This window comes from Mucilaginibacter paludis DSM 18603, assembly GCF_000166195.2.
Taxonomy (GTDB): Bacteria; Bacteroidota; Bacteroidia; order Sphingobacteriales; family Sphingobacteriaceae; genus Mucilaginibacter; species Mucilaginibacter paludis.
Genome location: NZ_CM001403.1, coordinates 1,298,889 through 1,311,408 on the forward strand (window position 1 = coordinate 1,298,889; position 12,520 = coordinate 1,311,408).

Here is a 12,520-nt window from a genome sequence, read left to right on the forward strand (position 1 = left end):
ATTTACAATTGATTACTTCCTGAATACCAGATCCAGACTTTCAAATATAGCCCTTTTTGCTTTCTCCAACTCCACTTTGGTATGTGCCGACGAAATAAATCCCACTTCGTAGCCTGAAGGGCCCAAATAAATCCCCCTGTTTAATAATTCGCGGTGCATTAACTTGAATTTTTCCATACTGGTGGGGTCGATCTCTTCGGCCTTGCGCACATGCTCCAGATCAGTAAAGGCAAACCAAAATATCGATCCAACACTAAAAACCTTGAATTTGTAATTACGGGCCGTGGCAAAACGCTGGATAGAGGCTACAAACTCTTCGGTTTTGTTATTCAGGTCTCGGTAAAAGCCAAGTCGCAGCAGCTCTGATAGTTGCGCAATTCCGGCCCCCATAGCTACCGGGTTACCCGATAAAGTGCCAGCCTGATATACAGCCCCCTCGGGAGAGATATTGCTCATAATCTCTTTGGATGCGCCATAAGCCCCTACCGGCATGCCGCCGCCTATTATTTTTCCGTAAGTAATAATATCGGGCTTAATTTGATAGTAACCTGCGGCCCCTTCAAAACTTATGCGGAAACCCGAAATCACTTCGTCAAAAATTAAAAGGGTTTTATTTTCGGTGCATATTTCGCGGATAAATTGCAAAAACTCCTTCTCTTGCAGCAATAACCCATTGTTGGCCGGGATGGGCTCGATAATAACGGCAGCTATCTGATCTTTAAATTCCTCGAACGCTTTTTTCAACGCATCCCTGTCGTTTAAAGATACAACGATGGTTTCATCAGCAAATGCTTTGGGTATGCCTGCTGATGAGGTTTCGCCAAAGGTTACCAGGCCCGAGCCTGCTTTTACCAGCAGGGCATCAACATGCCCGTGATAGCAGCCTTCAAACTTTAATATTTTATCCCGCTTGGTATAACCACGCGCCAACCTGATGGCCGACATTACAGCCTCGGTACCCGAGCTTACAAAACGGATCTTCTCAATAAACTTATTGTTCTTCAGAATCAGCTCCGCCAGGTCGTTCTCCAAGGCGGTAGGTGCGCCGAACGACATGCCATGCTGCATTACCTCGATCACCTTTTCGCGTACTTTGGCATTGTTGTGGCCCAGGATGAGCGGCCCCCACGAGCAGCAAAAATCAACAAACTGGTTACCATCGGCATCCCACACATGGCAACCATCACCTTTTTGGATAAATAGCGGCGTACCGTATACCGATTTAAATGCCCTTACCGGGGAGTTTACACCGCCCGGGAAATAGGTTTTGGCCTTTTCGAACAATTCTGCAGATTTTTCCCTGCTGATATCCGGCTTGCCTGTTGTAGTTACCGGTAAATCGCCCTCGTTTCCCGAAAATATCTTTTTAAATGAGTCGAACATTGTTTTTGAGCTGGAAGCTTGAAGCGCGAAGCCGGAAGCTTTTGTTTGCGAAGCCGGGGCTTCTGTTTTAAATTATCTTTTTTATATTTTAGTCTCTATTCTTTTAACATATGGGCTTGCTTCAGGCTTCTTGCTTACAGCCTCAAGCTCCATCCTAAATCCACCCTTTCTCTAAAACCTCTTTGGCATGGTAGGTTAAAATAGAGGTGGCACCTGCACGGCGTATGCTGGTTAGTACCTCAACTGTAGTGCGGCGCTCGTCGAGCCAGCCGCGTTGCGCGGCGGCTTTTACCATGGCGTATTCGCCGCTTACGTTATACGCCGCAATAGGCAGTTCAGTATTATCTTTTAATAACTTAATTACATCAAGGTAAGATAGCGCTGGCTTTACCATCAAAAAATCGGCGCCTTCCATTTCGTCCAGGTTGGCTTCTATTAATGCTTCGCGCTGGTTGGCAGGATTCATCTGGTACGTTTTTTTATCGCCAAACTTAGGGGCCGATTCCAGCGCATCCCGGAAAGGGCCATAAAAGGCACTGGCATATTTAGCCGAATACGACATGATGGATACATTGGTAAATTGATGGTCGTCAAGTACCCGCCTGATATATCCCACTCTGCCATCCATCATATCTGATGGGGCGACAATATCTGCACCGGCACGGGCATGAGCCAAAGCCATTTTACCTAAAATCTCTAAAGTTTCGTCGTTCAGTATTTCGCCATTCTCTACCAAGCCATCATGACCATCGCTGCTGTAGGGGTCCATAGCCACATCTGTAACTACACACACTTCCGGAAAATTCTTCTTCACCTCGCGTATAGCGCGTAAATACAAACTTTCTTCGCGGTGGCTCTCGGTTGCAAACCTGTCTTTCAAAGACTCTTCGATATTAGGGAACAAATCGAACGACATTAAACCCAGCTTAGCACAGGCCTCAACTTCCCGCAATAAGTTATCGATGGAATACCTGAATATTCCGGGCATAGATGCCACTTCGCTCTTTTTGCTTACACCATCAACAATAAACAGCGGAAATATCAAATTAGCTGCGCTAATATGTGTTTCCTGCACCATCTGACGGATCACCTCACTTTTCCTGTTTCTTCTTGGTCTTTGTAACATAACTTTTTTTAGTCCATGGTCAATAGTCGATGGACCATGGTAATTTTTTAGTCCATGGTCAATAGTCCATAGACCATGGTATGTTTTTTACTATACACTTTATTCTCATATTCAAAGTCATGGACTATTGAACATCAATTATGGACTCTTTTCAAAGCCATAGACTATCGACTATTGACCATGGACTCTTCTCTAACCCCATGGACTATAGACTATTGACCATGGACTTTTTAAACCACCCCAAACACCGCTTCGGCCAGGCCTATTTCATCAGGTGAAAAAGGGAGTTTATATTGAATACCCATCTCATCAAATTTTTTACCGGTTGATTTACCTATGGCTATTATTTTTTGATTGGGTTGTAATAAATTATCTACAAAATAAGCGTCTACGTTCGATGGGCTGGTAAATACCAATATATCGGCGTTGGTTGGTTCAACTTCATCCAGCAAAACAGTTTCGTAAACTGGCAAATCGATGATTTTTGTATCGGCAGAAAGGCCTTGCTGGATACTGCGCATGGATGCCTCGGCTCCTGGGAACAATACGGTAGAGCCCTCGGCCAATTTAGCAAATGCCTGTGCCACATCAGCCGTATCAATACCCTCGCCGGTATAATCGGCAAAATGTCCGCAACGTCGCAGCGTATCTTCTGATCCGCTTCCCATCACACCGAACTTTACCTTTTTAGGGAAGGCAGGCTTCAGTTCAAAAAAGTATTCAACCGCATTTTTACTCGAAAAAAATATCCAGTCGGCATTTCTTAAGATATAGGGATCGAGCTTGGTAATTACCGGAACGGTGCGGATAAGCGAGCGTGCCTCAACCTCCATACCTAATTTCTCGATAGCCCGCCTAAAATAGCTTTGCTCTGATAACTCGCGCGAAATAAAAACCGATTTAAAAAACTGCCGGTCCTTATCAAAATACGAAACAATTTTATTGGCCAGGCCCTCTGTGGTATCCGCTTCGAGATATAAACGGTCGGGGAAACCTTCGGCATCATCTGCCTTGGAGGTAAACACCTGGAAAACATTATCGCGCTTACGGCAATAACAGCCCAGGGGCAAATGGCAACCGCCGCCAAACAATTTTAAAAGGGAGCGCTCTACCGCCAACTCTTCGGCAACGTCGGGGTGGTTTAGTATTTGTAATGCTTCAAATAACTCCGTATCAGCTTCACGTACCTGTATAGCCAATACACCCTGTGCCGGAGCCGGAATTAATTCGGTTGGGGGTATCTCTTCCACATGAAACTCGCTCATATCCAAACCTAACCTTACCACACCTGCTTTGGCTATCATAATGGCATCATAATCCTCATTACGCAGTTTGTTGATACGGGTAGGCACATTGCCACGCAGTTCATCAATTTCCAGATCGGGCCTTACGGCCAGCAGTTGTGCCTTACGGCGATTAGAGGATGTGCCTACAATGCCCCCGTATTTAACAGACAGCTTTTGATGTACATCCACACAATCTTTTAAAACCAGCAGCAGTTCGGCAGGGTCTTCCCGCTCAGATACTGCAGCGATGGTTAATCCCGGAGGGTTTTCGGTAGGCAGATCCTTGTGCGAATGTACGGCCAGATCAATTGTACCGGCAAGCAACTCCTCTTCAAGCTCTTTGGTAAAAAAGCCTTTGCCCTCAAGTTTATCAAAACTCAAATTTAGTATGCGGTCTCCCTGTGTTTTAATAATTTTCAGGTCGGCCTGAATACCATTTTCGGCCAGTTTATTTTTAACAAAATTAGCCTGCCAAAGCGCCAGTTCACTTCCGCGCGTACCTATGATGAGTTTTCTATCGAACATTGAATTGTTTTGCAACGCAAATTTAATTTTAAAATAGAGTTAAGCGTAATTTTTGTTTTATTGTGAGGATTGTTTGACCAAAAGAAAGTCAATTTAATGATTTGCTTTAACACCATTTACCCTGCCCCGGTAAATCCTCAACAAATGTTCAAGCCTTCGCCTGCTGATATTTAAAGGCCCAATGTCGATTCTCTGTTTCCCCAAAGGATAATTGTATACCAGGAAATACCGCCTGGTTTTTCCAGACTGAACGGCAATCACATCCTCGTTAACCACCTCGCTCCATGCATAAAACTTAGCCGTAGCGCTTTGGATACCTTGATTACCGAGAATAATTTGCGGCAACTTATTATTCATTTTTTTAACCGCCCCGTAAGCCATTATTAAGGCAACGCCGATGAGTGCTATACTAAAAATTCGGGTGTATTTCATCGACATCAGGCAAGTTGCGCCCCCTGCTATCAATAATGACATCAGCAGCAGAAAAACAGCCTTCCTTGCGGAATAACAAATTAGGATTTCGCCGGGAACTGAAATATCATCAATAAATACATCGGGCTTTTTGAATTTATCCTGAAGGATTTGTATTTTTTGCCGATCGGCGGTGCGAATTTCAGTATTCTCAAAAAAGCTTCCATCCTTCCAGATTAACTGCTCTTTGATGGCACGCTTTTTTAATTCATGTACGTTTCTAACGTTTTCAAAAGCCCAGATACGCCAGCGGGTAATCATCACGCTCCAATATAACCAGGGCATAGCAAAACTGCCTAACAAACAGGCCACCAATATGCGCGTTGAAAATTCAATTTGAGTATATAAGAGCGCAGTTAAAAAAAACGAACCCAGCATGATGCATAAAACAGGAATGGCAACTATCCGTTTCCCTTTTTTAATTGCTTCATCAACGGTAACGCTTGGGTACATATCAGGATACATAATTATATGCCACTAATATATAACGCCGCAGGAAATAGTAAAGCTATTCTATAACACAGGATACAGAAGGCGATTGCTCAGTTACTGCAATTTTTAACAAAAATCTCTTTAGCCATTACCATGGGTACACTAATGTATTTTTTCTCCATGTAATCCATGATTTTTTCTAAAACCTCGCGCGATTGTACGTCCAGAGTTTCTACCTCATCGGCAAAAACGGATGTCAGTGCCTTTTTTCTGATCTCTTTGATCTTTTCGGGAACCTGGCGCATGGCCAATTCTATCTGGCGTTGTTTTAACATCGGTAAAAACTCGTCAATGTTATTTTCAATAATCCTTTCGGCATGTACCAGTTCCTGGTAACGTTCCTGCAGGTTATTTTTCGCCAACTCATTTAACGAATGAACCTCGATAAAATTAACAGGGAATTGTTCTAAAACTTCGGGAGCGGTATCGTTGGGTATGGCTAAATCAACAATGGTTTTTTTGTTAGTTTCGCCGTTTAGCAATATCTTATAAATCTCAGGTGTAATGATAGGGCTCACAGCCGATGTACAGGTAATAATTACATCAAAACCATGGTTAAAGTTTTTTAGCTCTTCCAGTCCAAAGGCTTCGCCATTTAAATCGGCAGCTAATTCCTGCGCTTTAGACAGCGTGCGGTTAAATACAAAAAAATTAGAGAACTTATGTTTTTGAAGATATTTTGAAATATTTCTATTAGTTTCGCCTGCGCCGATAATTACCACACGGGCATTGTTACAAAGCTTTAAATCTTTCAGTTTACGGTAAGCCAAAGACACTACGGAAATCGGCTTCCGCGAAATCAACGTATCGGTATATACCTCTTTGGCCGTTTTTACTACGCGAGCCATCACCATACGCAGGTAATCGCCGGTAAGGCCAGCTTCTTTACAGCTTTCGTAAGCTTTACGTACTTGCGCCAATATTTCCTTTTCGCCAACTATCAGGCTCTCTAAAGAACATGAAGTACGTAATAAATGGTTAAGCGCTTCTTGTTCCTGGTAGATACATGCCCCGCTCAAAAAGGTTTCCATGTGGCCGGTGCAAATACCAATCTCTAACGAATCGATAAACTGGCGGGTAAAATCCTTATCAATAGTTTGTGATGTTGCCATTACAAACTCCACCCTGTTACAGGTGGACAGATAAAAAATTTCGGGAATATTAAATTCGGCTTTAACCTGTTGAAGTTTTACAGTAAGATTTTCCTGACAAATTACCAGTTTACCCAGTTCCCTCAGTTCGATCTGTTTGTGCGTAAATGCTATAATTTTTAAATACTTCAAAGCAGTTTAAATAAGACCTGACAAAAGTAATATCCTTAAAATGATGCTGTGTCAACACTTTGTCAAACAACTTCAATTTAGAACGGTTATAAATTGATTTCCGGACTGTTTTGTGACGACGATCATGCCCGCAAATAACGCAAATCATTTTTAATCCGGATAATATCTTTTTACGTTTATATACCATGCAAATCATCAAAAATATCGGTTTAGTACTGTTAATTGCGGGCTACATTTTTGCCGGCATTAATCACTTCCGCCATCCGGGCGGATACCTCAAAATAATGCCTCCTTATTTGCCTTATCCGCAGGCGCTAAATTTTCTGGCGGGCTTTTTTGAGGTGGCTTTTGCCTTATTGATGATCTTTCCGCAAACCAGGCACTTAGCTGCCTGGGGAATTATCCTGATGCTTATGGCCTTTATGCCTGTACATATTTATATGATACAAAACGCGCCCATGAAAATGGGTAACCTGGTAGTTGGCCCCTTAATGGCCTGGGCCAGGGTACCATTGCAGGCCCTGCTGATTGCCTGGGCGTGGTGGTATACCAAGTAATAAGCTCATTACCTATTTTTACAAACAAATAGGCCTTATATTGCCTTTGTAAAGTAAACTTATTCAGTAACAAATATGGACCTGCAAAGCATTGAGCTGCGAAACCTCGAAATACAAGATTACCAGGAATTAAAAAAGTCTATGAAATCGGCCTATACCGACATGGACGAAGATTATTGGGATGCCAATTCCATCAAAAAACTCATTAAAATTTTCCCGGAAGGGCAAATATGCGTAACCGTAAATGATGTTGTAGTAGGTTGCGCGCTGGCTATTGTTGTTGATTATAAAAAATATGGTGATAATCACACTTACAAACAAATTACCGGCAACTCCACGTTTAAAACACATGATGATAAGGGCGATGTTTTATATGGGATAGATATTTTTGTGCATCCCAATTATCGCGGACTGCGCCTGGCCCGCCGCCTTTATGAGGCGCGCAAAGCACTATGCGAAAAGATGAATTTAAAAAGCATCATCGCCGGTGGGCGTATCCCTAATTATCAAAAGCACCAGAACGAACTTACACCGCGGCAGTATATTGATAAGGTACGCTATAAAGAAATTTACGACCCTACACTATCATTCCAACTGGCGAATGATTTTCACGTGCGTAAAGTATTACGCAATTATTTGCCCGAAGATAGCCGCTCCAAAGGTTTTGCTACGTTGATAGAATGGAACAACGTTTATTACGAGGAACTGAGTTCGGTTATTAACCATAAAACAACGGTTAGAATAGGTTTGGTACAATGGCAAATGCGGCCTTATAACAACATCAGCGAATTGATGAAACATGCCGAATATTTTATAGACGCGGTGAGCGCCTACCAATCGGACTTTATCTTATTCCCCGAATTGTTTAACACGCCCCTGATGGCCGACCTGAACCATCTGGATGCGGCACAAGCCATGCGCGGGCTGGCAAAGTACACCCAGCCTATTGTTGAGGAGTTTTCTAAACTGGCGGTATCGTATAACGTAAATATCATTGCGGGCAGCATGCCCAAAATTGACGAGGATTCGCTTTACAATGCCACCTACCTGTTCCGCCGGAACGGCAGTATGGAAGAGAGTTATAAAATACACCCTACCCCGTCTGAAATTAACTCGTGGGGGATGCGTGGAGGCAGCGAGGTTAGGGCTTTTGATACCGATGCAGGCAAAATAGGTATATTGATCTGTTACGATGTGGAGTTCCCGGAGCTTTCGCGGATACTGGCCATGCAGGATATGCAGATTTTATTTGTACCCTTTTTAACCGATACCCAAAACGGCTACAACCGGGTTAAATTTTGTGCACAGGCGCGCGCTGTAGAAAACGAATGTTATGTTGCCATAGCAGGTTGCGTAGGTAATTTGCCTAATGTAAACAACATGGAAATATCTTATGCGCAATCGGCAGTTTATACCCCCTCGGATTTTGGCTTCCCTACCAATGGCATCCAATCGGAAGCGACGGCAAATTCTGAAATGATTGTTATTGCCGATGTAGATCTGTCTTTATTAGATAAACTGCATGAGTACGGCAGCGTGCAAAATTTAAAAGACAGGAGATCGGATTTGTATTCCATCAGTTATAACGGGAAGAAAATATAATTAACCTTATACTTGCTGGCCCGGGGAACAATTTACTTCCATCACCCGAACACACAACCTATTTTTATAACACAAAAGCCATGATTACCAAAGAAATATACACCATACCTGGCGCCAAGGGCCGGAATATGTTAATGGATCTCAATTTTGATGATGCTTATCCTGAAGCGCCATTGGTGATATTTGCGCATGGTTTTAAAGGATTTAAAGACTGGGGAACACATAACCTGGTAGCCCGTTATTTTGCCGGACAAGGTTTCAGCTATTTAAAGTTTAATTTCTCGCACAATGGCACCACACCTGAACACCCGACAGACTTTACCGATCTGATTGCTTTTGGCGACAATACCTTTTCGATTGAACTGGACGATTTAAACGCGGTGATTGACTTTGCCTGTAACGGCTCTGCCATACCCCCGGCTAAAAAAGTGTACCTGATAGGCCATAGCATGGGCGGCGGCATCAGCATTATTAAAACCGCTGAAGATAGCCGTATAACCAAGCTGATCACGTTTGCTTCTATTGCCGACTTTTATAACCTGTGGCCTAAAGAGCACGAGGCGCAATGGAAGATACAGGGCGTAATGTACGTAAACAACGGGCGCACCAACCAGCAAATGCCTTTAAGGATAACATTGCTGAATGACCTGGAACAGCACCCGGAACGTTTGGATATCCTAAAAAAAGCGTCGGAGGTTAGCCAGCCCTGGCTGATTTTTCATGGAGATGCGGATGCAAGTGTACCATTAAAACGTGCGGAGCAATTACATGCCGCGCAACCCAATGCTGAACTGGTTGTGATTAAGGGCGGAGATCATGTTTTTGGAGCATCACATCCTTATAGCGGGGACGTTTTACCGGCACCGCTTCTGGAGTTTTGTGAAAAAAGTGTGGCTTTCCTCTTGAAATAAAGACGCTGATTTATTTTGGCTGAGTAATCAGTTTTGTCAACTTTTAAAAAGTTGACAAAACTCTGTCCCCACAACCGTAGCGCTTTGATTTCCCGGTATTCTAAGATTACTGATGCCTTTTTTTAGCCGCTCAAAATATACGCGACGTGGCTTTTAGGCATTAAAAAACATCCTTCAAATGTTTATAATTGGCTTTCACCGTATCCAACACTTCATCCATCCTGCCATTTAAAACCATCTTGGTCATGGAGAGTGCCATACCTTTTACCTGCTCAAATTCAACTTTGGGAGGCATGGCTAAGGCGTTCGGATCAGTCATGATGTTGATGAGTACAGGGCCGTTGAATGAAAACGCTTCGCGGATGGCCTGGTTTACATCGTCAGGATCAGTTACCGTTACACCTTTGATATTCATCGCTTTGGCTACGGCTGCAAAATCCGGATTCACCATATCGGTTTGCCAATCGGGAAGGCCCGCAACTTCCATCTCCAGTTTCACCATCCCTAACGATTTATTATTGAATACCACAAGTTTAACAGGTAAGTTGTACTGTGCAATGGTAGCCATATCGCCCAACAGCATCGATATCCCTCCATCGCCACATAAGGCCACCACCTGCCTGCCCGGATAGGTTAAAGCCGCACCTAAAGCCTGTGGCATAGCGTTAGCCATAGAGCCGTGATTAAACGACCCGAGCATAACCCGTTTCCCGGTGGCGTTAATATACCGGGCGCCCCACACGCATGACATGCCTGTATCTACCGTAAAAATGGTATCGTTATCGGCCAGTTTATCAATTACCGATGCCACGTATTCGGGATGGATGGCATCCCTTTTCCCTTTGTCCTCAATATAAGTCTGCATCTTCTCCTTCACATCGGCATAAACTTTCAGCTGCGCCTTTAAAAAGCTGTCATCTTCTTTCCGGTGGAGTAATGGATGCAGGGCGATCAGCGTATCCTTAATATCTCCCATCAGACCGATATCAACTTTGGCCCTGCGGCCTATGCGTTCAGGCTTTAAATCGATCTGAACAATTTTGGCATTCAGGGGCATAAAAGGCGTGTACGGAAAATCGGTACCTAATAACAACACCAGGTCCGATTCGTGCATGCTATGGTAAGCAGCGGGTAGCCCTAAAAGACCCGTCATACCCACTTCGTAAGGATTATCGTATTGAATGCTCATTTTAGCACGGAAAGAGTAGCCCACTGTGGCCTTCAATTTTCCGGCCAATTCAACCACCTCATCGTGAGCACTTTTGGCGCCAATACCGCAAAAGATGGTAATTTTTTGATGTTTATTTAACAGCTCTGCCAGGGTTTGCAAGTCCGCGTCCGACGGCTTAACTACCGCTTCGTTTTTGAAAACCTGCATAGCCGTAGGGCTATCCTCGGCATCCATCGAAGTAAGGTCGCCGGGCAAGCCTAATACCGCCACACCCTTCTTTTGGATGGCATGCTGTATAGCCGTTTGGAACATCCGCGGAAATTGCTTGGGCGTAGTAGCCAACTGGTTGTAATAGCTGCAATCGTCAAACAATTTAATGGTATTGGTTTCCTGGAAATAATCGGTACCAAACTCAAAGCTCGGGATGGTTGAAGCAATGGCAATTACCGGCGCGCCAGAACGATGGGCATCGTACAAACCATTAATTAAATGCACATGGCCGGGGCCGCTGCTGCCCGCGCAACAGGCAATTCCCTCCAGTTGCGCTTCGGCTCCTGCAGCGTAAGCGCCAACCTCCTCGTGCCTTACATGGATCCACTGGATTTTCCCGTTACGCCTTACGGCGTCGTTTACCTGGTTTAAGCTATCGCCGGTAACGGCATATATTCTTTTAACGCCGGCATCAACCAGCATTTCAACCAATTGGTCGGCTACATTTTTTGACATGGTGTTGTAAAACTTGTTTATCTGATAACCCGATATTGCTCAACAGGTTTTAATTCATTTTAAAATGTGCCGCCGGATGAAGATTACTGATTGATTAGCCTGCCAATCTATACTAAACCCAATTTGTTAAAACGCCATTAAATATTTGCATATTGCTACTTTACCTCATCTTATATTTGTCTACTTTACCAATTACTGTTACTTTCACAGCCTAAACCAATCATGATGACAATATTTTTTTTATTCTTTCTTGTAGTTGTAGTTCTAATTGTTACGCAGGGACTAAAAAAAGGAAAAGACAACAAATTAGCCAAACAGCAATTTGAAAACCTGGCTTCAGGCATCCCCGGCTTTAAAACCGACAAATCATTTACACATCAAAATGGCGCCTGCTTTATCGCCTTGGATAATAGCAGTAAAAGGCTTATCCTGGCAAAAAAATTATCAAATGCCGATATGATGATGGCCAAACTCCACAACAAGGTTAACCCGGTACTTATAAGCCATACAGTGGTTAACTATGATGATGTGATTAAAACAGAAATAATTGCCGATGGCCAAACTGTTAGTTCCAAATCAATATCGCGCGCTCTGGTAGGCGGTTTAATGTTTGGCGTAGCGGGCGCTGTTGTTGGAGGCACTTCGGGCACTACCACGTTTTCAAAAAATGTAAACAGCATTACATTGAAGTTATTGATAAACGATGTGTTGAATCCATCCTACGAATTGCCTTTCTTCAATAAAAAGACCGACGCAGGCCTGTTGGCCAAATACCAGCCCTTATGCCAATCGTGGCAGGATACGTTAACCGTAGCTTTGGCATAACCCAGAAAAGCCGTTAAGATTATACACTTAACGGCTTTTTGTTTATAAATGATGAGTACGAGATCATTGCTTCGTAGAAACCAAATTACAATGAACAGCAGTCCATCACCCAATCTTGTTATAGTAGCCTACAAGCCCAAAACCGGGAAAAGCGAATGAATT

10 protein-coding genes are annotated in these 12,520 nt (G+C 43.5%); 4 read left to right on the plus strand and 6 right to left on the minus strand.

All coding sequences use genetic code 11. The features are described 5' to 3' along the window. Window positions 1–12: 12 nt before the first annotated feature. From hemL to hemA, 5 genes are all read right to left on the minus strand, one after another. Window positions 13–1,383 carry a glutamate-1-semialdehyde 2,1-aminomutase gene (hemL, locus tag MUCPA_RS05520; protein ID WP_008504965.1) on the minus strand — a complete coding sequence of 457 codons (1,371 nt, stop codon included), beginning with the start codon at window positions 1,381–1,383 and terminating at the stop codon, window positions 13–15. A gap of 154 nt (window positions 1,384–1,537) precedes the next feature. Beyond that, window positions 1,538–2,509: a porphobilinogen synthase gene (hemB, locus tag MUCPA_RS05525; protein WP_008504966.1), complete on the minus strand. Its 972-nt coding sequence runs from the start codon at window positions 2,507–2,509 to the stop codon at window positions 1,538–1,540. Window positions 2,510–2,739: 230 nt separating this feature from the next. Beyond that, complete coding sequence (gene hemC, locus MUCPA_RS05530) at window positions 2,740–4,320, minus strand: hydroxymethylbilane synthase (RefSeq protein WP_008504968.1); 1,581 nt, start codon at window positions 4,318–4,320, stop codon at window positions 2,740–2,742. Window positions 4,321–4,413: 93 nt separating this feature from the next. Continuing rightward, window positions 4,414–5,244 carry a hypothetical protein gene (locus tag MUCPA_RS05535; protein WP_040627082.1) on the minus strand — a complete coding sequence of 277 codons (831 nt, stop codon included), beginning with the start codon at window positions 5,242–5,244 and terminating at the stop codon, window positions 4,414–4,416. Window positions 5,245–5,333: 89 nt separating this feature from the next. Next, entirely contained in the window at window positions 5,334–6,566 is a 1,233-nt protein-coding gene (gene hemA, locus MUCPA_RS05540; protein WP_008504971.1) for a glutamyl-tRNA reductase, read from the minus strand. Window positions 6,567–6,751: 185 nt separating this feature from the next. Here hemA and MUCPA_RS05545 point away from each other — a divergent pair, with 185 nt between their 5' ends. From MUCPA_RS05545 to MUCPA_RS05555, 3 genes are all read left to right on the plus strand, one after another. Next, window positions 6,752–7,123 carry a DoxX family protein gene (locus MUCPA_RS05545; protein WP_008504972.1) on the plus strand — a complete coding sequence of 124 codons (372 nt, stop codon included), beginning with the start codon at window positions 6,752–6,754 and terminating at the stop codon, window positions 7,121–7,123. Between the two features lie 75 nt (window positions 7,124–7,198). Further along, the gene (locus MUCPA_RS05550) at window positions 7,199–8,725 is read left to right on the plus strand and encodes a bifunctional GNAT family N-acetyltransferase/carbon-nitrogen hydrolase family protein (protein ID WP_008504973.1); all 1,527 of its coding nucleotides are present in this window, start codon (window positions 7,199–7,201) and stop codon (window positions 8,723–8,725) included. Window positions 8,726–8,805: 80 nt separating this feature from the next. After that, window positions 8,806–9,636, plus strand: a complete 831-nt coding sequence (locus MUCPA_RS05555) for an alpha/beta hydrolase (RefSeq protein ID WP_008504974.1) — start codon at window positions 8,806–8,808, stop codon at window positions 9,634–9,636. A gap of 160 nt (window positions 9,637–9,796) precedes the next feature. On the opposite strand, the gene MUCPA_RS05560 is transcribed toward MUCPA_RS05555, so the two are convergent. Beyond that, window positions 9,797–11,533 (minus strand): ubiquinone-dependent pyruvate dehydrogenase, encoded by a 1,737-nt coding sequence (locus tag MUCPA_RS05560; protein ID WP_008504975.1) that lies wholly within the window; start codon window positions 11,531–11,533, stop codon window positions 9,797–9,799. 222 nt (window positions 11,534–11,755) lie between these two features. Here MUCPA_RS05560 and MUCPA_RS05565 point away from each other — a divergent pair, with 222 nt between their 5' ends. After that, entirely contained in the window at window positions 11,756–12,358 is a 603-nt protein-coding gene (locus MUCPA_RS05565) for a hypothetical protein (RefSeq protein ID WP_008504977.1), read from the plus strand. Window positions 12,359–12,520 lie beyond the last annotated feature (162 nt).

Excerpts from the sequence above, each read along its gene's own strand:
- MUCPA_RS05560 (WP_008504975.1), bottom strand. The coding sequence starts at position 11,533 with ATGTCAAAAAATGTAGCCGACCAATTGGTTGAAATGCTGGTTGATGCC.
- hemB (WP_008504966.1), bottom strand. The coding sequence starts at position 2,509 with ATGTTACAAAGACCAAGAAGAAACAGGAAAAGTGAGGTGATCCGTCAG.
- MUCPA_RS05565 (WP_008504977.1), top strand. The coding sequence starts at position 11,756 with ATGATGACAATATTTTTTTTATTCTTTCTTGTAGTTGTAGTTCTAATT.
- MUCPA_RS05535 (WP_040627082.1), bottom strand. The coding sequence starts at position 5,244 with ATGTACCCAAGCGTTACCGTTGATGAAGCAATTAAAAAAGGGAAACGG.
- MUCPA_RS05545 (WP_008504972.1), top strand. The coding sequence starts at position 6,752 with ATGCAAATCATCAAAAATATCGGTTTAGTACTGTTAATTGCGGGCTAC.
- hemC (WP_008504968.1), bottom strand. The coding sequence starts at position 4,320 with ATGTTCGATAGAAAACTCATCATAGGTACGCGCGGAAGTGAACTGGCG.
- MUCPA_RS05550 (WP_008504973.1), top strand. The coding sequence starts at position 7,199 with ATGGACCTGCAAAGCATTGAGCTGCGAAACCTCGAAATACAAGATTAC.
- MUCPA_RS05555 (WP_008504974.1), top strand. The coding sequence starts at position 8,806 with ATGATTACCAAAGAAATATACACCATACCTGGCGCCAAGGGCCGGAAT.
- hemL (WP_008504965.1), bottom strand. The coding sequence starts at position 1,383 with ATGTTCGACTCATTTAAAAAGATATTTTCGGGAAACGAGGGCGATTTA.